Below are 20,143 nucleotides of genomic sequence, written 5' to 3'. Positions count from 1 at the left end.
GGTTATGAATGTATGAAATTCAGCATATAAAATTGAGAACTTGGTTTTATAGTGAGTACCGCTATAAAGAATGAAGCTTTCAATTAGGTTTATGAATAAACTTAGTGCCCAAAAACCAATGAAATGGGTAATTCGTCTACTATTGATCATAGATATTCGAATAACCACTTCCTGGCATTTCGAAGAATTTCCCGTTTATAAATCGGTAATTCCTGTCAAGCGCTTTGATCTGCGCCAGATCGGAAGCATCCAACTGCAATTTGCTGGCCCCATAATTACTTACAATGTTCTTTTTGGTGGTAGACTTGGGTATCACCGCAATGTCTCGCGTTAAATGCCAATTAATAAGCACACTAGCTGGATGAACTCCATGTCTATCGGCAATGTTTTTCAGTGCCGGTATTTCGAATAGATTAGGTTCATCGTCGGCTTTCATAGCATCTACGCGATCTCCAGATCCCAAAGGGGAGTATGCCGTTAGGTGAATTCCGTGTTCTTTACAGTAGTCCACTAAATCCGGTTGCTGGAGTAGGGGATGCATTTCTACTTGGTTCATCTCGGGTTTTTCTTGTGAATTTGCGACCAGATTACTCAGCTTTTTTACACTAAAATTGGAAACCCCTATATGCCTCGTCAATCCTTGTGCCTTTGCTTGCTCCATCGATTTCCAGGTATCTGCAATAGGCAATTGCTCCAATGGAATATACTCATCGGGTGTTTGTGGAAAACCCACTCCTTTTTTGAAGGCCACAGGCCAATGGATGAGATAGAGATCCAAATAATCCAATTGCAGTTTGTTTAAGGAGTCTTGAAGGGCAGGGGCCACAGATTCCGGATGATGGGAGTCGTTCCAGAGTTTCGAGGTAATGAAAAGTTCCTCGCGCGTTAATTTTCCTTCAGCGAATAGGGAGGACAATACTTCACCGATTTCTTCTTCATTTCCGTATACGGCCGCTGTGTCTATATGCCGGTAGCCTGCTTCTATGGCATCTATGAGGGCGTTTTTCAATTCGTCACCCGTTGCTTTCCAGGTACCCAATCCTATGGCATGGAAGGAATCTCCATTGCTAAATGTAAGTGTTTTCATCTCCTATTTTTTAGGCTACTGAAATTACGAAGAAAAAGTGCAAATAGAAAGGGAATATGCTAGTTATTCCTAGGGTGGAATTGTTCGATGACCGAAGCCAAATGAGAAGTGTCTACATGGGTGTACACTTCGGTAGTGGTAATGCTTTCATGCCCCAACATTTGTTGAATGGCCCGTAAATCAGCTCCATTCTGAAGTAAGTGCGTAGCGAAGGAATGCCTAAAGGTGTGCGGGCTCACTTTTTTACGAATTCCAGCTTTTTCGGTCAGTTGTTTTATGATCGTAAAGATCATTGCGCGCGTTAATGGCTTCCCTCTTCGATTGAGAAAGAGGAAGTCGGTAAATTCATCCGGAATATTTTGATGGGAACGCACTTCTTTTCGGTAAATCTCTATGAATTTAATGGCAGAGGGCGCAATAGGAACAAAGCGTTGTTTATTTCCCTTTCCGGTAACCCGTATAAAGCCTTCTTCAAAAAGCAGATCGGATATTTTTAATTGGGTGGCTTCAGAAACCCGTAATCCGCAGCTGTACAGTGTTTCCAGTATGGCCCTGTTTCGTTCTCCCTGATCTTTAGAAAGATCGATCTGTCCAATGATTTGGTCTATTTCTTCCTTGGAAAGAGTATCGGGTAGTTTTCGTCCCAGTTTGGGGGATTCTATCAGTTCTAAAGGATTTGTTTTTCGGTATTCTTCGAAAATAAGATAATTGAAGAAGCCGCGAAGTCCCGAAATGATTCTACTTTGGGAACGCGGATTCATTTCCTTTGCTATCTGATAAATGAATTCTTGAAGTGTTTTCTCTGAAATAGTAAGGGGAGAATCTGTTATATCATGAGTCGCCAACCAATCCATCAATTTTTGAATGTCATAGGCGTAATTAGTGATTGAATTTTGGGATAATCCCCTTTCAATATGGAGATAATGTTTGTAATCGGTAAGCGCCTGTGACCATTTCATACGCTATTTAAAGATATTTTAAAAAAGTGAGGATGAAATAACAACCTAACAAAAATCGTTGTAATTTTACAATAATAACTAAACTTTACCCCCCATTATGAAAAAAATAGTAATAACCGTTATCGCGGTATTTGTGTCTACAGTCACATTTTCTCAAGGCTTGGATTTAGGAATTAAAGCAGGTGTTAACTTTGCCAATATTACAGATGCTTCTGGATTGGACAACCGTACAGGGTTTGTGTTCGGTGCCTTTGCTGGTGTAAAATTGGGTGACAAGATCGGTATTCAAGGAGACTTGTTGTACTCGCAACAAGGAGCGGAGGCCGATGTGGATAAGATCGATCTTAACTACGTAAACATTCCTATTGTCCTAAAATATTTTATTACCGAAAATCTTCATATTCATGGAGGACCTCAGTTTGGTTTTGTAGTGGATGACAATGTTAAGGATGTGTTCCAGAATGTAGCGGAGGCTGAAACAGCAGATGTTTCTGGTGTTGTAGGAGCTGGAATTGACCTTCCCATGGGAATCCGCATCGACGGACGTTATAACTTTGGACTTTCGGACGTAATTAAAAGCACAAGTAGTTCCGTGAATGTGGAAAGCGGTAAGAATAGTGTTATTACACTTTCATTGGGATACTCTTTCCTATAAGTTAGAAAATTGTCAAGATTCATCAAAAAGGGGTTGCGGGATGCAACCCCTTTTTTATTGATAATCAGTTCTTTAATTGGTTTATTTTTAAAGAAATAGGACTATTCTCATTCTTTGTTTAGAAAAATATTCTTTAGTTTCGTTTTAATAATCAAACTTCAAACTAAACAATTATGAAAAAATTATTCACCATGTTGGTGGTTGCGGTATTCGCTTTCACCATCAACGCTAGTGCGCAAGAGATTTCCTTTGGGGCAAAGGCAGGTCTCAACTTGGCTTCCATTAATGGAGACGACGCCGACGATGCCAACTTCGATGGGAGAACCAGCTTCCATGTGGGTGCTGTTGTTAATATCGGGATCGGAGAGTTCTTTGCCGTTCAACCTGAAGTAGTGTATTCTGCACAAGGATTTACTGCAGAGGAAGAAGGGGTAGATGTAACCGGGAAACTGGATTACCTCAACATTCCTGTTTTGGCAGATTTTACCATTGCAGAAGGCTTAAGCCTACAAGGAGGGCCTCAATTCGGTTTTAATATTACAAGCGAAGCCGAAGCCGACGGAGAGACCGAGGACATCGATGATGTTGAGTCTGTAGATGTTGCTGCAGGTATTGGCGCACAGTACAAACTTCCCGCTTTGGGATTGTTCTTCCAAGCCCGTTACGTAATCGGTTTAAGTGATGTTGTATCCGATTTTGATGGAAAAAATGCTAATCTAAGTCTTTCTGTGGGATGGTTTTTTAATTAATTCAAAATACCCAGAATGAATTGAAAAGGAGCCTAAAGGCTCCTTTTTCCATGGGATTAACAGGGAAATAGAACCCATAATCGAAAAAAATAGGGTTTTTCCTGTATAACTGTTAAAGAAAATTTTTATAGATTCGTCCCAATTAATCAAACTTCAAACTAAACAATTATGAAAAAATTACTACTACTAGTTGCAGTTTTCGCGTTTGCGTTTTCTGCACAAGCACAGACAGAAAAGGGAGGTTGGTTCTTCGGAGCTGACGCCGGTGTTTCTTTTTCTTCAACCAAAACTACTCCAGAATTTAACGGTACCGAAGGAGATGACACAACTACATCTACCTTTTCAATCACTCCAAGTGCCAACTACTTTGTTATCGATAACCTAGCTGTTGGATTGGATCTGTCTTTTACTTCTTCTAACACTAAGTTCGATACGGAAGGTGGAGAGCAAGAAGTAAAGAGCAATTCTTTTGGTGTAATTCCTAATGGAACTTATTTCTTCGGAAGTAGCAATACACGTCCTTACATTGGAGCTGGAGCTGGTTTATGGTCCATGGGAGGAGAAGAAGATGCAACCAAGTTCAGTGGTTTGGCTATTAAAGGTCAAGGTGGTGTAGCTATTTTCTTGAATGATACAGCTGCTGTAAACATTGGAGTTGAGTATGTAAATGCTAATCTATCCAACAAGGAAGAGAGCGACCTTAAGAACAAAATGAGCATCATTTCATTTGGAGCTGGTTTCTCTATCTTCTTGAAGTAGGATCATAACGACCTTATTATATGAAGCGGGGCCTTACAGGGCCCCGTTTTTTATTTCTGCTTCCAGAGTTTAAAGATAAACCAACCAGAGAGCCCTGCGATGGCCAGTAATATTAAAGCGCCTGTGAGGTTGCCATAAATGAGATACCCCATGCCAAATAAGGCAGTGTAGACTAAGACGACTCCTAAGAGCATGGATGCAAGGTCGATGGTAAATCGATCGTTGGATGTAGGCAGTTCTTCCCCTTCTTGTTTCGCTTTCTCCTTAAAACCATTCCATCCACTACCATACGGTGTAATAGCCTTGTAAAATTTAGTAAGGTGCTTCGTGTCGGTAGGTTGGGTAATTAAGGTGGCGACAATCCATGCAATGGTGGTGATAAGAACACCTAGTACTAGCTTTTCATGGTCTTCCAATCCCAATTCCGTAAACTCGAATATCAATGCAATAACAAAGGATACGACCATCCCAGTAATTTCGCTGTAGGCATTGACACGCCACCAGAACCAACGGAGGATAAAAATAAGCCCTGTTCCTGCTCCAATTTGGAGCAAAATATTGAAGGTATCCAATGCACTTTCAAACTGAAGAGCCAGCAAAGCAGCCAAAATCATAAGGACAACTGTAGAAAGTCTTCCTACGGAAACTAATTCTTTTTCAGATGCTTCGGGCTTCACAAATCGCTTGTAAAAATCGAGGGCTACATAAGAAGACCCCCAATTTAGATGCGTAGAAATCGTACTCATAAAAGCAGCAATGAGGGACGCCACCACCAATCCTAATAGACCGGCAGGCAAGTGTGTTAGCATGGCCGAATATCCCAAATCATGTCCCATCGTCGCTTTGGGAAACTGTTCTGCAATGTCTGTAAGCTGCGGATACAGTACCAAGGAAGCCAATGCAATTAAAATCCAAGGCCATGGACGTAGGGCATAATGGGCAATATTGAATAGGAGGGTAGCTCCTATCGCATTCTTTTCATCCTTGGCAGAAAGCATACGTTGTGCGATGTATCCACCACCCCCTGGTTCCGCTCCAGGATACCAAACGCTCCACCATTGCACCGCTATGGGAATAATAAGTAGGGTGATAAGGCTCTTTGAGTTACTGAAATCCGGAAGGAAATTCAGTTTGTCCGATACATTTTCATTCTGCAATAGATTTTCCAATCCACCGATTTCCGGCATAGTAATGATATAATAAGCGGCCCAAACGGAACCTATCATAGCAACAATAAACTGCAGGAAGTCCGTGAAAATCACTCCGCGTAGTCCTCCAATAGAGCTATAGGCTACCGTAATGATCGATGCGTAAACCACCGATTGCCATGGTTCGAGATCGAAAAGGATTCCGCCTATTTTAATTGCTGCCAAACATACGGAAGCCATGATCATTACATTGAAGAAAACGCCTAAATAGAGGGCACGGAACCCACGCAAGAAAGCGGCTTCTTTTCCACTATAGCGTAATTCGTAGAATTCGAGGTCTGTGAGTACTTTAGAACGCCTCCATAGTTTAGCATACACGAATACCGTAAGCATTCCCGTGAGTAAGAAGGCCCACCATACCCAGTTCCCGGAGATACCGTTTTGTCGCACGATATCGGTAACAAGGTTAGGAGTATCTGCAGAAAAGGTGGTGGCCACCATGGATATTCCCAATAACCACCAAGGCATGTTCTGTCCCGAAAGGAAAAACTCTTTCGTGTTCTTTCCCGATCGTTTGGAAACCAGTATTCCAATGATTAGGAAAACAACAAAAAATGAAATAATGAGGGCCCAATCGAGAGTAGCTAATTGCATAATGGTGGTATATTAGTCTTTAAGGCTTTCTGCCTGACCCACCCAATCGTCTCGTTCTATACGTCCTGGAAAGAAATCGATCAATTCGGTAAGCACACGAATGTCCTCATCCTTAAATCGACTTATTTGTTCGTAATTGTATATGCCTATTTCATTGAGTTTTTGCTCAATATAAGGTCCAATGCCGTTTATTTGGGTTAGGTCTTGTTTATCGGAAACTTCGGCATGGCCGAAATTATCGAAATTGAGTTTTGGTTTGTTCAGCGTATAAGTAATGTAACTGGTACGTGCCTTTTCGGCTATATCCTCGGCGGGTAAAGCAGTTGGGATTTCCTCTTCTTCTGCTTCTTCAATTTCACTTTGCAACTCTTCTTGGGTTTCCTTAACCACTTCTATGATCTTAGGCTTAATTTCTGTGAAGATGACATCGATGTCCTTTTCATCCCGAACACGTTTTGTTCTTTCAGAAGTCTTATTAATCTTACGCAGTGCCTTGAGGTATTTGGATTTTTGCATGTACCAAGCAGAAAAATAACCAATTAAAAAGGTACTCAACATCAAAAGAAATACCCCGAGATAATCAGGTAATTGGTTTACAAATTCGGTAAGCTGATCCATTAACTTGAACTGTACTTTATTTCAATTCTCCTATTCAATAAACGACCTCTTTCAGTTTTATTGCTTGCAATGGATTTAGATTCTCCTTCGGAGCGTGCGATGATCTTCTTTCTGTCCAATTTGCCCTTGGTTACCAAGTACCAGCGTACCTGTCTCGCATGTTTTAATCCCACTAAGTAATTATCATTGGCATTTCCTACATTATCAGTATGCCCTACGACCTCTACAATTAGGTTAGGATTCGCAGCCATTGCCTCCTTGACTTCCGCCAATAAATCCTGTAAGTCTTTATTTACAAAAATATCATTATTTACCAATTTAGGGTAAATAGTTTTGTCTTCTGGTAATTTTAATGCGGCCTCGGCTATTCGGGCTTCATCTAATGGACTGAAAGAAAAGGAAATACCATTTTCGTGTCGTCCGTTTTCATCAAAATTAATTTCACGGATAATAGGCTTAATAACAATCTTCTCTCGGGCCATACCCGTCTCCAAAAGCAATTCTTTCACTTTCTGGCCTCGCTGAAAACCCCAGTTTGGGGTGTGTATATCTTCAGAAGCACTATATAGAGAGCAAATGTGAAGTTCTTCATTGGGGTGGGAGATCATATACGTATTCAGCTTGTACTTAAAATCCTTGACCTCCTCGTTCAAGATGATATCACTGCTGTTTTTATGAAAACCAATGCCTTGATTGAATAAGAAAATGACATCGTTCTTTGGCGTAATGGCTTTCAAACCAAGGTGCTGTTCATGACTATCAAACGGTTCCACCTCGTTTTCAAGTCGATTAAGGCTATCCCCCTCAATAGGCTCTAAAGATTCATCGGTAATGGGGCCTTCGTCAATCTCTACCGTGTCTGTAGAGGTGCTAGCCACCTCCTCAGGCGGATTGGTATTTTGGTGAACCGGATCTAGTATGGAAAACAACCACAGCCCAAAAAATGACCATACGAGGAATACTAGAAGAGCCGTTAGGAAATTCTTCATTTTGGGTAATTGGTTGTTTTAGAGGTGTTGAAAAAGCTTTTCAAGGCATAACAAACTTACTAAATTAATTAATGACAAGGCCCCGAAAATTTAATCTATTTTTCACATAGACTAAACAAATTTTGATTATGTTTGTAACAGAAATGCAAATGAGAAACTTACATCATCACCATTTATCACGACTGGCTCAGGCGAGGTGATAGATTGTATGTGTAATTTAAACATATTTACAAACCCGTTTGAGTAGTCAAACGGGTTTTTTTATGGCCAAATTTTAACGAAAAAGAATAGGACAATGATTAAATTAAAAATTGCGGTTCAAAAATCGGGGAGATTACACGACGACTCCCTAAGGTTGTTGAAAGATGCGGGGATCTCTATCGACAATGGAAAGGATCAATTAAAGGCAGAAGCCAAAAATTTCCCCGTAGAGGTATATTATTTACGAAACGGGGACATTCCGCAATACCTTAAAGACGGTGTGGTAGACTGTGCCATTATTGGCGAAAATGTCCTAGTGGAGAAAGGGGAGGATATTGAGATAACAGAGCGTTTGGGCTTTTCTAAATGTCGCGTATCTCTTGCTGTTTCTAAGATATTTGAATACGACAGCCTTTCCGATTTAGATGGGAAACGTATCGCTACGTCATATCCAAACACCACCAAAAAGTATTTGGAAAAACGAGGAATTTCGGCCGATCTCCATGTCATTAATGGAAGTGTAGAAATTGCTCCAAATATCGGATTGGCAGATGCCATTTGCGATATTGTGAGTAGTGGTAGTACACTGTTCAAGAACAATCTAAAGGAAGTGGAAATTATGATGAAAAGCGAAGCAGTACTCGCTGTTTCTCCTAAGCTCCCTTTAGATTCGGCACCTATTTTAGAACGTCTGCGTTTCCGGATTCAATCGGTTTTAAAGGGAAGAAGTTCTCGCTATGTGCTGTTGAACGCTCCCAATGACAAACTCGATACGATTGTATCCCTTATTCCCGGGATGAAGAGCCCCACCATACTGCCACTGGCCGATGAGAACTGGAGCAGTGTGCACAGTGTCATTAAGCAAGAAGAATTTTGGGAAGTGATCGATCAATTAAAGGAAGCCGGAGCACAAGGTATTCTGGTCTGTCCTATTGAGAAAATGGTTATTTAAAAGAAAGCTATGCAGATTATTGACAATCCAAATAAAAGTGAATGGGATGAAATTCTGGAACGTCCCACCCAATCCGTACAGGATATTGAGCTTACCGTAAATGAGATTTTTTCAGAAATCAGGCAGAAGGGAGATATTGCTGTTTCCAAGTACACCGAACTATTCGATGGAGTGGTGCTAAAGGACATAAAGGTAGGCGAAGACGAGATTCAGGATGCTGTTCAGGAGATTTCAACAGAACTAAAAGCGGCCATTAATACGGCCAAGGAGAATATTGAAAAATTCCACAAAGCCCAGAAAAGTGACCGAATTGAAGTAGAAACCACTCCTGGAGTGCAGTGTTGGATGGAAAAACGCCCTATAGAAAAGGTTGGGCTCTACATACCCGGAGGATCCGCTCCTTTATTTTCTACCATTTTAATGCTGGCTATACCGGCTACTTTGGCTGGTTGTAAAGAAATCGTGCTATGTACCCCACCAAATAAAGAAGGAAAGGTAGCTCCGGCTATTTTATATGCAGCGAGTTTGTGTGGCGTTACGCAAGTTTTTAAAGTAGGAGGCATTCAGGCGATCGGAGCTATGACTTTCGGAACAGCTACCATCCCTAAGGTCTTTAAGATTTTTGGTCCTGGGAATCAATTTGTGACTGTGGCGAAACAATTGGCCACCAAATTTCAAGTGGCTATAGATATGCCAGCGGGTCCCAGTGAGCTAATGATTTTTGCCGATGAAACCGCTGTGCCGTCCTTTTTGGCTTCCGATTTATTGAGCCAAGCAGAACATGGTGCGGATAGCCAGGTTATGTTGGTTTGTACTTCTAAAAAGATCGCTGAAGAAACACAAAAAGAAATTAAAGTTCAAGTTGAAGTGTTGAATCGCAAATACATTGTAAATCAGTCAATTGAAAATTCAAAAATTATTCTAATGGATAAAAACGAAGACGCCCTTTCATTGATCAATGCCTATGGTCCTGAGCACCTTATTATTGTGAGCGAAAATGAGGAATTTTTTGTGAATGGACTGTCAAACGCAGGATCCGTATTTCTTGGAAACTTCACACCGGAAAGTGCGGGCGATTATGCTTCGGGAACCAACCACACATTACCTACCAATGGATATGCAAAGCAGTACAGTGGGGTAAACTTGGAAAGCTTTATGAAGAGCATGACTTTTCAGAAAATATCTGAAGACGGTATTAAAAACATAGGAAGCGCTATAGAATGCATGGCAGAGGCGGAAGGTTTACAGGCCCACAAAAATGCGGTGACCCTTCGACTAAATTATTTGAATGCGTAAGGTATGAGTCAAGTAGATAACAAAAGAACGGTACAGCAATTGGCAAGACCTAACGTTTTGGCCATGAAGCCTTATAGTTCGGCACGTGACGAATTCAAGGAGTTCGATAAGGAAATGGTTTTCTTGGATGCCAATGAAAACCCGAATAACACCCAGGTAAATCGTTATCCCGATCCGCAACAACGGTCTTTAAAGGAGCTATTAGCTTCCCAAAAGGGAGTGAAAACCGAAGAAATACTTTTGGGTAATGGAAGTGACGAGGTACTGGACCTTATTTTCAGGGTGTTTTGTGAACCTGGGAAGGACAGTGTAATTATAGTACCGCCTACCTACGGTATGTACAAGGTATTGGCAGAAACAAATGATATAGCATGTTTGGAAGTTCCGTTAACTCGAGATTTTCAATTGGATGTTTCAGAAATACTAGCCGCCCAAACGGCTGAAACCAAATTGTTGTTTATCTGTTCCCCCAACAATCCATCTGGCAATACCATGCAAGGGGAGGCCGTTCGCGAACTTATTGAGAAGTTTGACGGTATCGTGGTTATAGATGAAGCCTATATCGATTTTACCGAAGGTTCCAGCTGGACCAAAAGAATCAACAGTTATGACAATCTCATCGTAACCCAAACCCTTTCCAAAGCTTATGGTATGGCAGGAATCCGATTGGGAAGCTGTTATGCTTTTTCAGAAATCATTGCTTTGCTCAATAAAATAAAGCCACCGTATAACATAAATACACTCACCCAGATATACGCTTACGAGCGTATTGTGGACAATGAAAGGTTTACAGAAGAAGTCCAAACCATTATTTCGGAACGGGAACGCTTAAAGAATGCTTTGAAAGAAGTAGCAATAGTGAAACAAGTCTTTCCTTCCGACGCTAATTTTTTATTGATCCGCGTGGATGATGCTCAACAACGATACACCCAACTCATTGATATAGGTATGGTAGTAAGAAATAGAAGCACGCAACTGCATTGTGAGAATACCCTACGCATTACCGTGGGTACACCTGAAGAAAACAATTTAATAATCAACGCATTAAAACAGCTCTAATGGCGCAAAAAGTATTATTCATAGATAGGGACGGAACCTTGATTAAGGAAACAATAGACGAACAGATCGATGCTTTCGAAAAACTGATTTTCTATCCCAAAGTGTTCGCATGGTTAAGCAAGATAGCTAGTGAACTGGATTACGAATTGGTCATGATAACCAATCAGGATGGTTTGGGGACCGAAGTCTTTCCAGAAGAAACCTTTTGGCCCGTTCACAATTTCATTTTAAGCACTTTCGAAAATGAAGGGGTTTGTTTCAACAAGGTGTTTTTAGATAGGACCTTTCCGCATGAAAATGCACCTACCCGTAAGCCGGGAACAGGATTGCTCACCGATTACTTTTCCGATACCTACGATCTTGCCAATTCGTTTGTCATAGGAGATCGTTTAACCGACATGGAACTGGCCAAGAATTTGGGGTCTAAGGGGATTTTTATTAATGATAAAACGGAATTGGGAACTTCCGAAATTACGGTAAACAGAGCTGATTTGGATGCCTATATAGCCCTTGAAAATAATGATTGGGAGGAGATCTATCGCTTCTTGAAGCTTAGGGATAGAACCGCATCCTTAGAGCGGAATACCAACGAAACCCAAATTGCGATTCAGTTGAATTTGGACGGCACGGGGAAAAGTGACATTGATACCGGAATTGCTTTTTTCGATCACATGTTGGATCAATTGGCGAGACACGGGCAAATGGATTTGGAAATTAAGGTAAATGGTGATTTGGAAGTGGATGAGCACCATACCATAGAAGATACGGCCATTGCCCTAGGAGAGACCTTTCACAAGGCGGTGGGCAATAAGTTAGGGATGGAACGTTATGGCTTTTGTTTACCCATGGACGATTGTTTGGCACAAGTGACCATCGACTTCGGAGGCCGCAATTGGCTAGTTTGGGAAGCTGAGTTTAAACGTGAAATGGTAGGGAAGATGCCTACGGAAATGTTCTTCCATTTCTTCAAGAGCTTCTCCGATGGTGCCAAAGCCAATCTCAATATCAAGGCCGAGGGAACCAACGAACACCATAAGATAGAGGCCATTTTTAAAGCCTGGGCCAAGGCTATTAAATCGGCCGTGAAAAGGGATACTGAAAAAATGATTTTGCCATCCACAAAAGGAGTATTGTAATGAAAACGACGATCATAGATTACGGAGCAGGGAACATTCAGAGCATACTGTTTGCGCTTTCCCGCTTGGGTTTTGAAGCAACCTTGAGTGCCGATGCGGACGAAATTAGGAATTCGGACAAGGTGATTTTCCCGGGGGTCGGCGAGGCGAGTAGTGCTATGGATAAATTGAAGGCTACGGGGCTTGACGAGGTAATTCCGGAGCTCAAACAACCCGTTTTGGGTATCTGTTTGGGGATGCAGCTTATGTGCCGTAGTTCTGAAGAGGGAAATACTGATGGATTGGGTATTTTCGATGTGGAAGTGCGTCGGTTTTCGCAGAAGGTAAAGGTGCCTCAGGTAGGGTGGAATACCATATTTGGATACAACTCGTCTTTATTCAATGGGATTTCAGAAAATGAATATATGTACTTAGTACACAGTTTTTATGCACCGGTTTCCAATGATACGATCGCTTTATCCGAATATGAAACGGAATATAGTGTGGCACTTCAAAAGAATAATTTTTATGGGGTACAGTTTCACCCAGAAAAGAGTAGTAAAGCAGGAGCCCAACTCCTGAAGAATTTTTTAGAGTTATAAAATGAGGATTATACCCGCAATCGATATTATTGAAGGAAAGTGTGTAAGACTTTCCAAAGGAGATTATAGTACCAAAAAGATCTACAATGAACGCCCATTGGAAGTCGCTAAGGAGTTTGAAGCCCATGGCATTGAATACCTTCATTTAGTAGACCTAGATGGTGCAAAAAGTAAGCATATCGTCAATTATAGAGTGCTGGAAGAAATTGCTACTAAAACGAATTTAAAAATCGATTTTGGAGGGGGATTGAAGTCCGATGAAGACCTTCGGATCGCTTTTGAAAGTGGCGCACAGCAGATAACAGGTGGAAGCATTGCTGTGAAAGAACCTAGCACTTTCGAGCGTTGGTTAAAGGCCTATGGCAATGAAAAAATCATTTTGGGAGCCGATGCCAAGGATCGGAAGATAGCCGTAAGCGGTTGGTTGGAGGAAAGCAACCAAGAGCTTATTCCGTTCATTAAGGGGTATCAGGAAAAAGGGGTAGGCTATGTGATATCCACCGATATTTCCAAGGATGGAATGCTTCAAGGACCTTCTTTTGGTCTTTATAAAGAGATTTTGGAAAGTTGTGATGTGAAATTGATTGCTTCCGGTGGTATCTCCACCTTCGAAGAACTACCCAAATTGGCTGAGATGGGCTGTGAAGGAACCATCATTGGTAAAGCTATCTATGAAAATAGGATTACGCTAAAAGAGTTAGAACAATATATTCTGAATAACTAATGAAAGATTTAATAGTTAAAGAATTCAAGGAAAATGCAATCTACCGAATGCAGGAGAGTAGCAGGATGATAGGTATTGCGATAGACAAGATAGGAGAACCGGCCGTTTGGAAGCGTCCCAATGGCATTTCCAATAGTATTGGCAACCTCATATTGCATTTGTGTGGGAACATACGACAATACGCCATTTCCTCTTTGGGCAATCTACCCGATGTTCGGGTTCGTGATGAGGAATTCGAAGCTCAAGAAGGCTTCGCCAAAGCCGAATTGATGGATCAATTAGAACAAACGGTGACTGAAGCCATCAACACGATTAATCAAGTTTCCGAAGAGGAGCTTGTTAGGATTAGGGACGTACAAGGTTTTCAGTTATCCGGTATTGGGATCATCATGCATGTGGTGGAGCACTACAGTTATCATACAGGACAGATCGCATTTTGGGTGAAACAATTAGAGGCACAGGATCTAGGCTTTTACGATGGGTTTGATCTAAACATTAAAAACGAATAACATGCTTACGAAACGAATTATACCCTGTTTGGATATTAAAGATGGCCGTACGGTAAAAGGGATCAATTTTGTTGGTCTAAGGGATGCTGGCGATCCGATAGCATTGGCCAAGCGCTATGCACAAGAAGGTGCGGACGAACTGGTGTTCCTGGACATTTCGGCTACAGAGGAACGACGTAAGACCTTGGCCGATTTGGTTAAACGAATTGCAGCCGAATTGGACATTCCTTTCACCGTGGGTGGTGGAATTAGCCGGGTAGAAGATGTTGGATTGTTACTGAAAAATGGGGCCGATAAAGTCTCCATTAATTCCGCTGCAGTAAAACGCCCTAAGCTAATCAATGAATTGGCGGCCAAATTTGGTTCCCAATGCGTTGTGGTGGCTATCGATGCCAAGCAGATTGATGGGGATTGGAAAGTACATTTAGTAGGAGGAAAGGAGCCCACTAATATTTCCCTTTGGGATTGGGCCCAAGAAGTGGAGGAACGTGGGGCAGGAGAAATTCTTTTTACTTCTATGGATCATGATGGTACTAAGAATGGGTTCGCGAACAAGGCGCTTTCCAAATTGGCATCACTTGTCAATATTCCGATCATTGCTTCCGGCGGGGCAGGGAGTATCAACGATTTTGCGGATACCTTTTTAGAAGGAAATACGGACGCAGCCTTAGCGGCCAGTGTTTTCCACTTCAAGGAAATAGAAATAGAAACATTAAAACAAGAACTAAAAGAGCAGGGAATTCCTGTTCGCATTTAAATACAAACCTTATGGAAATTAATTATGCAAAGTACCCAGACGGATTGGTTCCCGCCGTGGTACAAGATGAAGTTACAAAAAACGTGCTCATGTTGGGTTATATGAACGAGGAAGCACTCACCAAAACCCAAGAGACAGGACGTGTTACTTTCTTTAGCAGAAGTAAAGGGCGTTTGTGGACCAAGGGTGAAGAGTCCGGTAATTTTATGGAAATGACATCCATTAAAATTGATTGCGACAATGATGCATTTCTCATTCAAGCAAAACCATTAGGGCCCGTTTGTCACTTAGGAACGGATACTTGTTGGGACGAAAGGAATAGGTCCAATTTTGGATTCTTTTCGTATTTGGAAGAGGTGATTGAAGAACGAAAGAACAATCCCGAACGCGTGAATAGTTACGTAGCTTCCCTTTTTCGGAAAGGAGTGAACAAAGTAGCCCAGAAAGTAGGGGAAGAAGCCGTCGAGGTAGTGATCGAGGCCATGGGGGATAATGACCTTGATTTCTTAAGCGAAAGTGCCGATCTTATGTTCCACTTTATGGTGATGCTTCAGGCCAAAGGATTCCACTTGCGCGATGTTGAGAAAACCCTACGTTCCCGTCATAAGTACGATAAGGACGAGGTAGAAGCATAAAGAGAGGGCACCTCGATAACCGTCGAAGACGGTCAGGCACGTTTCACTTCGTTCGAAGCACTCGGTGACCTTTTTCTGAATTCTCAGATTGGTCTTCTATCCTGTATTCCAGGAGACAAGGGGTTATGGAGGTGGCACACTACAATGGACTTCGGGTGATTTTCGAAGAAAATTGTATCGAGAAGTCCAATTTAGAAATGCTACTTAATCCTCATCCAAAATCCGAACGCGAAGTTCAGGAAACTGCTTTTCCAGTTCTTCCTTGATACCAAGGACGTGACCAGCACCCACAATGACAATGGCTCTGGTGTGATTGTACTCCAAGACCTGTTCCCCGATGTTTTTGGCCATGCCTGCGTTGCGACGATCCCATACTTCACCCGCTTTTTTGCAAGGTTCGAAAGGTGTTTTCCGGAATTCGAATCGGTTACTTACCCGATAGCGTCTTATAGAACTTTGCTTGTTGCTATAGGTACCCAAATTACCAAACAATCCAGGGAGGATATGTTTTCTATAATCCCGCTTATTGTGTTTTACCAAATATTCAATTTCACCATCTTTCCTGCTTTGTTTTATGCATTGTCTCCATAGTCTACTATATTCTGGAGCTTCTTTTTGGTAATCCATGGAATAGATAAAGTTCATGCCCATAGCAATGGCTAATTTGGAGGTTAAGTCCCCATTCTCATGGCGTAGTGGCTTTTTGCTTCCCTTTATACCATATTTATGGAGATATTGATAGTAATACCAATTGGCTTTATCCTTCTGCACAGCATAATAATGCTTTAAGTACTCAAAGTCCTCCGATGTCATGTTTGTGATGTCCTTTTTGGTCAAAGTCAGGGTTCTTTGCTTTTCTTCTTGGAATATTTTTGAAATACTATCGGAATAGGGCAAAAAGAATTGACTTTCGTCATTTGCTAAACTCAGGGAGTCATGGGGACGATTGTGCTCCGTATAAATAGCATCTGGTTCGTATGTAATGGCAATTTTCAATAAGGGCTTGTAGGCATGTTTAACGATTTTGGGAACATCATGCATGGTGCCCATAATGAGTACTTCGGGTTTTTGTTCTTGGCTCCATACTAGGGAAGAAAACAAGAAGGAAATTGAAAAGATAATTACTGATTTCATGTCGCGATTTTTCATTTTTTACTGCGACAAAACTATTCAGTAAAACTTCCGAAACATTCTATTTATAGGTCTTTGGGGTAAAACGCCGCTATTTTGTGGCGAGTGGAATGGCCTCTTTTACTGCTGCCGAATAACTTTTGGAAACAGGGACTTCAATTTCTGAATGCAACACCAAGCTTAATTTTCCAGAGGCATTTTTGTACTGTTTAAAATGATACGGATTTATTAAATAAGAACGATGCGTTCGTAAGAGCTCTGGGAAGGATTCGGAGATTTTGGTCAGTCGATTGCGAATGAGCTGTTTTTTTAATTCTCCATGTTCGGAATAAGAAACTTCCACATAGTTGTCGTCCGCCTTTACACAGATGAGGTCATTAAAGAAGATACGAAGGCCTTCGTAAGTGCCTTCTCCTTGGATTTCGATTTTCTGATCTTCGTATTGCTTTTCCCTATACTTCCCGAACGCCCATCGACCTATGATCACGATGGGGAGTAATACGGAAATGGCCGGAAAGAAAACGTTCCCTATATAATATCCAAAGGAGTAGGGATTAGGTTCATCCACCATTACCACATACAAATATACACTCCGGGTAACGATAAGTGCCCAGACAACGAAAGAGACCAAGAAAAGCAGTTCGCTTTTTACATACCAATTACTGTTGCTTCGTTTCCAAATCCAACGTTGAACTGGCATCATCATAAGATATGAAATGGCTCCACCCAAACCGTAGAAGGGGAGATAGATGAGTTTTTCGGTGTCCCCGAATTCATCTACGTCCAAAGGCTCGGTGAAGTAAAGAAAAGCGAATATCCATAAGGCCAACCCAAGTGCAATGAACATATGGTGTTTTAGGGAAGGATCGAAAGGATAGTGCTTATTCAAAAGAATTCGATTTTTGAAAAACGAAAGTAGTGCGAATTATGCTTATAGAAAAGGACTTCTCGATACAGTTTTTCTTCAAAAAACCACTCGAAGTCCTATGAATCGGTCGCCGAGTGCTTCGAACGAAGTGAGACGTGCCTGACCGTCTTCGACGGTTATCGAGGTGACATCTTAAGAGATATAAATAAAAAAGACCCGCTTTTACACGGGCCTTTAATGGTTTATGGTATTTGGTGTTTATTATGATAACATGCCTTTCTTCGCTTTACCTCTACTATAAAGATAAAGGAATAGGGCGACTATAATTACTAAGATAGGCATCGCCGCCGCCTGGGCCATCCCAGCTACTTCAATAATATCGGTAGCGAAGAGCCAATAAGGCATCTGAATCAATACGGCAATAAGCGACAATAGGAAAAACACTACAGCGAGTCTTTTACGCATCAACAAGAAGAGGCAGCCCAAAACCCCCGTTATCACTGCTACTCCGAACACGACACTATACCATGAAGGAAGGGCATTGAAAATTTCCATAATGTCTGTCGGATAGTCATCGGCTACGGCATCTTTCATAAAAGTTGCCATGGTGAAATTTAATAGTCCATAAAGATTCCAAAGCAAGGCAAGAACGCCAATAACCCAAAACAGGGCACCGGGTTTGTTAGTTGTTGTCATTTTCTTTTGGTTTTGGTTGTACTCAATAAATATAGATATTTTTGTGCAATGTTCCGTAAACGCTACTACTATCTACTTACCATTCAGTTCCTTGGATTCCGTTATCATGGGTGGCAAAAGCAGCCCGATGTACTCACATTGGAGCGCATGGTTTCCCGAACCCTTCAGTATGTATTAGGGCATAACAACTTCAAATTATTAGCGGCGGGCAGGACCGATGCTAAAGTATCTGCGCACATGCAGTATGTGGAATTATTCTTAGATAATGAACCCCTGCAAATAGAAGAGTTCTTTCCGCTTTTCAATCGCAATTTACCACAGGATATAAGGGCCTTGGAGATACAGGAAGTTGACGAATCCTTCAACATTATAGAGGCTCCTACGGAAAAGGAATACATCTATCTTTTTGCCTACGGAGCGAAGACACATCCTTTTGCTGCTCCTCTTATGTATACGGTTTTTGAAGATTTGGATTTGGATACCATGAAACAAGCGGCTCAGCTGTTCGAGGGGACACATGATTTCAAAAACTATAGCTACAAACCTACTCCGGAAACAAAGACAATCGTAACCATAACCCAAAGCGAGATTGTTGAAAATGAATTATATCAAGCCAATTTCTTTCCTGAAAAGAGTTACTTATACCGCATTCGGGGAAAGGGCTTTAAAAGGCATCAAATCCGTCTCATGATGGGAGCACTTTTCGATGTTGGGGAAGGCAAGTTCACCCTTTCCGATATTGAAAAAAGCCTTCAGGAAGATGTGACGATGAAGTTAGAGCGTATCGTTCCGGCCAGTGGATTGCTGTTACAAGAAGTGAAGCTATAATCCGAATAGATTTTTGTACCTTCATACTCCTAAATTTTGAATCGTATGAGTGCGCTACCCAAAGAAGTTCTAAGCTTTTTGAAAGACCTTAAAAAGAACAACCATAAGGATTGGATGCAAGAGAACAAAAAGCAGTACCAAGCCAATGAAAAGGTGTTGAAAGCATTGTATGCCGAGTTGGAAACAGGGTTGAATGAAGATGATCAGATTGAAAAGGTAAAGGTATTCCGAATTAATAGGGACATTCGTTTTAGCAAAGATAAAACGCCTTATAATGTACACAGAAGTGTTAGCTACAGCAGAGCGGGAGCCCATAGGAGGGGAGGGTACTATTTACGTATAGAGCCAGGAGGTAATTCGGCCATGGCAGGAGGTTTCTTTAGTCCAGAACCGCCAGATCTACTTAGAATACGACAGGAATTTCAGATGGACCCAGATTCCATTCGGAAAATCTTGGCTGAGCCCAAATTTGCCAAGGCTTTTGGTGGTGAGTTCGAAGCTTGGGATCCTGTGAAAACAGCACCTAAAGGATTCTCTAAAGACGATCCCAATATCGACCTTATCCGGTTAAAGAACTTCTTCGTAACCCATAAGTTTACTGATAAGGAAGTGCTATCACCCGATTTTGCGGATAATGTCCTGCATCATTTTAAGCTGCTTCGTCCGTTCTTCGACTATATGAGCGAAGTACTTACCACAGATCTTAACGGAGTCTCGCTTTTGGATTAAGACACTCGCGCGTACTCCAGTAATTGGAGATTACTTTTAAGGCGCTCCTTTACGATGTTCATCATCCGTTTGTTAAGTGCGGACGAATTCTCCGTATAAGCTTGGTATTCCTCAAGCGTGAACTGGCCTATGATAATGCCTTTTAAGGAATTACGGAACTTCATATCCTTATGAATAGCGTTCTCTATGTAATCCAATCGCTTTTCGATGGAAAGGTCGTAGAATACATTTTTATGCTTTCTAGCATAATTCCTAAAGACAGCAATTAAAAGGTCATTCTGTAACTTGGCAATAGGCCGAATAGTGCTGTTTTGAAAGGTTTCTTCAGGAGTCATTCCCGGCAGTACTCGGGCAGTGGGAATTTGCGGACGGAGTCCTTTGAGGACACGATCTCTTTCTTCCATAACGAGATTGTTTTATTAA

Annotated in this window: 23 protein-coding genes; 14 read left to right on the top strand and 9 right to left on the bottom strand. The window is 41.5% G+C overall.

Features of this window, described 5'->3' with window-relative positions:
* Nucleotides 1–139: 139 nt before the first annotated feature.
* A complete protein-coding gene (locus tag POV27_RS10025; RefSeq protein WP_272862622.1) occupies nucleotides 140–1,087 on the bottom strand; it encodes an aldo/keto reductase in 948 nt (315 codons plus the stop codon).
* A 59-nt stretch (nucleotides 1,088–1,146) separates the two neighbouring features.
* Nucleotides 1,147–2,046 (bottom strand): site-specific tyrosine recombinase XerD, encoded by a 900-nt coding sequence (gene xerD / locus POV27_RS10020; RefSeq protein ID WP_272862621.1) that lies wholly within the window; start codon nucleotides 2,044–2,046, stop codon nucleotides 1,147–1,149.
* Between the two features lie 97 nt (nucleotides 2,047–2,143).
* Here xerD and POV27_RS10015 point away from each other — a divergent pair, with 97 nt between their 5' ends.
* The 3 genes from POV27_RS10015 (at nucleotide 2,144) to POV27_RS10005 (ending at nucleotide 4,209) form a co-directional block, all read left to right on the top strand.
* A complete protein-coding gene (locus tag POV27_RS10015; RefSeq protein WP_272862620.1) occupies nucleotides 2,144–2,701 on the top strand; it encodes a porin family protein in 558 nt (185 codons plus the stop codon).
* A 173-nt stretch (nucleotides 2,702–2,874) separates the two neighbouring features.
* Entirely contained in the window at nucleotides 2,875–3,450 is a 576-nt protein-coding gene (locus tag POV27_RS10010) for a porin family protein (protein WP_272862619.1), read from the top strand.
* Nucleotides 3,451–3,618: 168 nt separating this feature from the next.
* Nucleotides 3,619–4,209, top strand: coding sequence for an OmpW family outer membrane protein (locus POV27_RS10005; RefSeq protein ID WP_272862618.1), 591 nt, complete (start codon nucleotides 3,619–3,621; stop codon nucleotides 4,207–4,209).
* 50 nt (nucleotides 4,210–4,259) lie between these two features.
* On the opposite strand, the gene POV27_RS10000 is transcribed toward POV27_RS10005, so the two are convergent.
* Genes POV27_RS10000 through POV27_RS09990 form a run of 3 tightly spaced genes read right to left on the bottom strand, consistent with a single transcriptional unit; the run spans nucleotide 4,260 to nucleotide 7,618 of the window.
* Nucleotides 4,260–6,011, bottom strand: a complete 1,752-nt coding sequence (locus POV27_RS10000; protein ID WP_272862617.1) for a sodium:solute symporter family protein — start codon at nucleotides 6,009–6,011, stop codon at nucleotides 4,260–4,262.
* 12 nt (nucleotides 6,012–6,023) lie between these two features.
* Entirely contained in the window at nucleotides 6,024–6,629 is a 606-nt protein-coding gene (locus tag POV27_RS09995; RefSeq protein ID WP_272862616.1) for a hypothetical protein, read from the bottom strand.
* On the bottom strand, nucleotides 6,629–7,618 hold the full coding sequence (locus POV27_RS09990; protein ID WP_272862615.1) for an OmpA family protein: 990 nt from the start codon (nucleotides 7,616–7,618) through the stop codon (nucleotides 6,629–6,631). The genes POV27_RS09995 and POV27_RS09990 overlap by 1 nt, the downstream gene beginning before the upstream one ends.
* A gap of 295 nt (nucleotides 7,619–7,913) precedes the next feature.
* Between POV27_RS09990 and hisG the strand changes: the two genes are divergently transcribed.
* From hisG to hisIE, 9 genes are read left to right on the top strand one after another with little or no spacing between them, the layout of a single operon-like run.
* Nucleotides 7,914–8,771, top strand: a complete 858-nt coding sequence (gene hisG / locus POV27_RS09985; RefSeq protein ID WP_272862614.1) for an ATP phosphoribosyltransferase — start codon at nucleotides 7,914–7,916, stop codon at nucleotides 8,769–8,771.
* Between the two features lie 9 nt (nucleotides 8,772–8,780).
* Nucleotides 8,781–10,067: a histidinol dehydrogenase gene (hisD, locus tag POV27_RS09980; protein WP_272862613.1), complete on the top strand. Its 1,287-nt coding sequence runs from the start codon at nucleotides 8,781–8,783 to the stop codon at nucleotides 10,065–10,067.
* A gap of 3 nt (nucleotides 10,068–10,070) precedes the next feature.
* Entirely contained in the window at nucleotides 10,071–11,126 is a 1,056-nt protein-coding gene (hisC, locus tag POV27_RS09975; protein ID WP_272862612.1) for a histidinol-phosphate transaminase, read from the top strand.
* Complete coding sequence (gene hisB, locus POV27_RS09970) at nucleotides 11,126–12,262, top strand: bifunctional histidinol-phosphatase/imidazoleglycerol-phosphate dehydratase HisB (RefSeq protein WP_272862611.1); 1,137 nt, start codon at nucleotides 11,126–11,128, stop codon at nucleotides 12,260–12,262. The genes hisC and hisB overlap by 1 nt, the downstream gene beginning before the upstream one ends.
* On the top strand, nucleotides 12,262–12,843 hold the full coding sequence (gene hisH / locus POV27_RS09965) for an imidazole glycerol phosphate synthase subunit HisH (RefSeq protein WP_272862610.1): 582 nt from the start codon (nucleotides 12,262–12,264) through the stop codon (nucleotides 12,841–12,843). The genes hisB and hisH overlap by 1 nt, the downstream gene beginning before the upstream one ends.
* Before the next feature lies 1 nt (nucleotide 12,844).
* Entirely contained in the window at nucleotides 12,845–13,567 is a 723-nt protein-coding gene (gene hisA, locus POV27_RS09960) for a 1-(5-phosphoribosyl)-5-[(5-phosphoribosylamino)methylideneamino]imidazole-4-carboxamide isomerase (protein ID WP_272862609.1), read from the top strand.
* The gene (locus POV27_RS09955) at nucleotides 13,567–14,076 is read left to right on the top strand and encodes a DinB family protein (RefSeq protein WP_272862608.1); all 510 of its coding nucleotides are present in this window, start codon (nucleotides 13,567–13,569) and stop codon (nucleotides 14,074–14,076) included. The genes hisA and POV27_RS09955 overlap by 1 nt, the downstream gene beginning before the upstream one ends.
* Before the next feature lies 1 nt (nucleotide 14,077).
* Entirely contained in the window at nucleotides 14,078–14,833 is a 756-nt protein-coding gene (gene hisF / locus POV27_RS09950) for an imidazole glycerol phosphate synthase subunit HisF (protein ID WP_272862607.1), read from the top strand.
* Nucleotides 14,834–14,844: 11 nt separating this feature from the next.
* Complete coding sequence (gene hisIE, locus POV27_RS09945; RefSeq protein WP_272862606.1) at nucleotides 14,845–15,468, top strand: bifunctional phosphoribosyl-AMP cyclohydrolase/phosphoribosyl-ATP diphosphatase HisIE; 624 nt, start codon at nucleotides 14,845–14,847, stop codon at nucleotides 15,466–15,468.
* Nucleotides 15,469–15,672: 204 nt separating this feature from the next.
* On the opposite strand, the gene POV27_RS09940 is transcribed toward hisIE, so the two are convergent.
* The 3 genes from POV27_RS09940 to POV27_RS09930 form a co-directional block, all read right to left on the bottom strand.
* Nucleotides 15,673–16,602 (bottom strand): hypothetical protein, encoded by a 930-nt coding sequence (locus tag POV27_RS09940; protein ID WP_272862605.1) that lies wholly within the window; start codon nucleotides 16,600–16,602, stop codon nucleotides 15,673–15,675.
* A gap of 88 nt (nucleotides 16,603–16,690) precedes the next feature.
* Entirely contained in the window at nucleotides 16,691–17,488 is a 798-nt protein-coding gene (locus POV27_RS09935) for a LytTR family DNA-binding domain-containing protein (protein WP_272862604.1), read from the bottom strand.
* A 240-nt stretch (nucleotides 17,489–17,728) separates the two neighbouring features.
* Complete coding sequence (locus POV27_RS09930) at nucleotides 17,729–18,163, bottom strand: hypothetical protein (RefSeq protein WP_272862603.1); 435 nt, start codon at nucleotides 18,161–18,163, stop codon at nucleotides 17,729–17,731.
* Nucleotides 18,164–18,211: 48 nt separating this feature from the next.
* On the opposite strand from POV27_RS09930, the gene truA reads away from it, so the two are divergent.
* The gene (gene truA, locus POV27_RS09925; protein ID WP_272862602.1) at nucleotides 18,212–18,991 is read left to right on the top strand and encodes a tRNA pseudouridine(38-40) synthase TruA; all 780 of its coding nucleotides are present in this window, start codon (nucleotides 18,212–18,214) and stop codon (nucleotides 18,989–18,991) included.
* Between the two features lie 45 nt (nucleotides 18,992–19,036).
* Nucleotides 19,037–19,720, top strand: a complete 684-nt coding sequence (locus POV27_RS09920) for a DUF2461 domain-containing protein (RefSeq protein WP_272862601.1) — start codon at nucleotides 19,037–19,039, stop codon at nucleotides 19,718–19,720.
* On the opposite strand, the gene POV27_RS09915 is transcribed toward POV27_RS09920, so the two are convergent.
* Nucleotides 19,717–20,124 carry a glyoxalase gene (locus tag POV27_RS09915; RefSeq protein ID WP_272862600.1) on the bottom strand — a complete coding sequence of 136 codons (408 nt, stop codon included), beginning with the start codon at nucleotides 20,122–20,124 and terminating at the stop codon, nucleotides 19,717–19,719. The two genes, POV27_RS09920 and POV27_RS09915, sit on opposite strands and share 4 nt — an antisense overlap.
* Between the last annotated feature and the right edge of the window lie 19 nt (nucleotides 20,125–20,143).

The sequence above is a fragment of the Aureisphaera galaxeae genome, from assembly GCF_028561275.1.
GTDB classification, from domain to species: domain Bacteria; phylum Bacteroidota; class Bacteroidia; order Flavobacteriales; family Flavobacteriaceae; genus Aureisphaera; species Aureisphaera galaxeae.
Note: the sequence above shows the minus strand (reverse complement) of the source record. Positions and strands in the feature narration are given on the sequence as shown.

What these genes read in the sequence shown, in the direction of transcription:
- POV27_RS10025 (WP_272862622.1), bottom strand. Translation starts at nt 1,087, where the DNA reads ATGAAAACACTTACATTTAGCAATGGAGATTCCTTCCATGCCATAGGA.
- xerD (WP_272862621.1), bottom strand. Translation starts at nt 2,046, where the DNA reads ATGAAATGGTCACAGGCGCTTACCGATTACAAACATTATCTCCATATT.
- POV27_RS10015 (WP_272862620.1), top strand. Translation starts at nt 2,144, where the DNA reads ATGAAAAAAATAGTAATAACCGTTATCGCGGTATTTGTGTCTACAGTC.
- POV27_RS10010 (WP_272862619.1), top strand. Translation starts at nt 2,875, where the DNA reads ATGAAAAAATTATTCACCATGTTGGTGGTTGCGGTATTCGCTTTCACC.
- POV27_RS10005 (WP_272862618.1), top strand. Translation starts at nt 3,619, where the DNA reads ATGAAAAAATTACTACTACTAGTTGCAGTTTTCGCGTTTGCGTTTTCT.
- POV27_RS10000 (WP_272862617.1), bottom strand. Translation starts at nt 6,011, where the DNA reads ATGCAATTAGCTACTCTCGATTGGGCCCTCATTATTTCATTTTTTGTT.
- POV27_RS09995 (WP_272862616.1), bottom strand. Translation starts at nt 6,629, where the DNA reads ATGGATCAGCTTACCGAATTTGTAAACCAATTACCTGATTATCTCGGG.
- POV27_RS09990 (WP_272862615.1), bottom strand. Translation starts at nt 7,618, where the DNA reads ATGAAGAATTTCCTAACGGCTCTTCTAGTATTCCTCGTATGGTCATTT.
- hisG (WP_272862614.1), top strand. Translation starts at nt 7,914, where the DNA reads ATGATTAAATTAAAAATTGCGGTTCAAAAATCGGGGAGATTACACGAC.
- hisD (WP_272862613.1), top strand. Translation starts at nt 8,781, where the DNA reads ATGCAGATTATTGACAATCCAAATAAAAGTGAATGGGATGAAATTCTG.
- hisC (WP_272862612.1), top strand. Translation starts at nt 10,071, where the DNA reads ATGAGTCAAGTAGATAACAAAAGAACGGTACAGCAATTGGCAAGACCT.
- hisB (WP_272862611.1), top strand. Translation starts at nt 11,126, where the DNA reads ATGGCGCAAAAAGTATTATTCATAGATAGGGACGGAACCTTGATTAAG.
- hisH (WP_272862610.1), top strand. Translation starts at nt 12,262, where the DNA reads ATGAAAACGACGATCATAGATTACGGAGCAGGGAACATTCAGAGCATA.
- hisA (WP_272862609.1), top strand. Translation starts at nt 12,845, where the DNA reads ATGAGGATTATACCCGCAATCGATATTATTGAAGGAAAGTGTGTAAGA.
- POV27_RS09955 (WP_272862608.1), top strand. Translation starts at nt 13,567, where the DNA reads ATGAAAGATTTAATAGTTAAAGAATTCAAGGAAAATGCAATCTACCGA.
- hisF (WP_272862607.1), top strand. Translation starts at nt 14,078, where the DNA reads ATGCTTACGAAACGAATTATACCCTGTTTGGATATTAAAGATGGCCGT.
- hisIE (WP_272862606.1), top strand. Translation starts at nt 14,845, where the DNA reads ATGGAAATTAATTATGCAAAGTACCCAGACGGATTGGTTCCCGCCGTG.
- POV27_RS09940 (WP_272862605.1), bottom strand. Translation starts at nt 16,602, where the DNA reads ATGAAATCAGTAATTATCTTTTCAATTTCCTTCTTGTTTTCTTCCCTA.
- POV27_RS09930 (WP_272862603.1), bottom strand. Translation starts at nt 18,163, where the DNA reads ATGACAACAACTAACAAACCCGGTGCCCTGTTTTGGGTTATTGGCGTT.
- truA (WP_272862602.1), top strand. Translation starts at nt 18,212, where the DNA reads ATGTTCCGTAAACGCTACTACTATCTACTTACCATTCAGTTCCTTGGA.
- POV27_RS09920 (WP_272862601.1), top strand. Translation starts at nt 19,037, where the DNA reads ATGAGTGCGCTACCCAAAGAAGTTCTAAGCTTTTTGAAAGACCTTAAA.
- POV27_RS09915 (WP_272862600.1), bottom strand. Translation starts at nt 20,124, where the DNA reads ATGGAAGAAAGAGATCGTGTCCTCAAAGGACTCCGTCCGCAAATTCCC.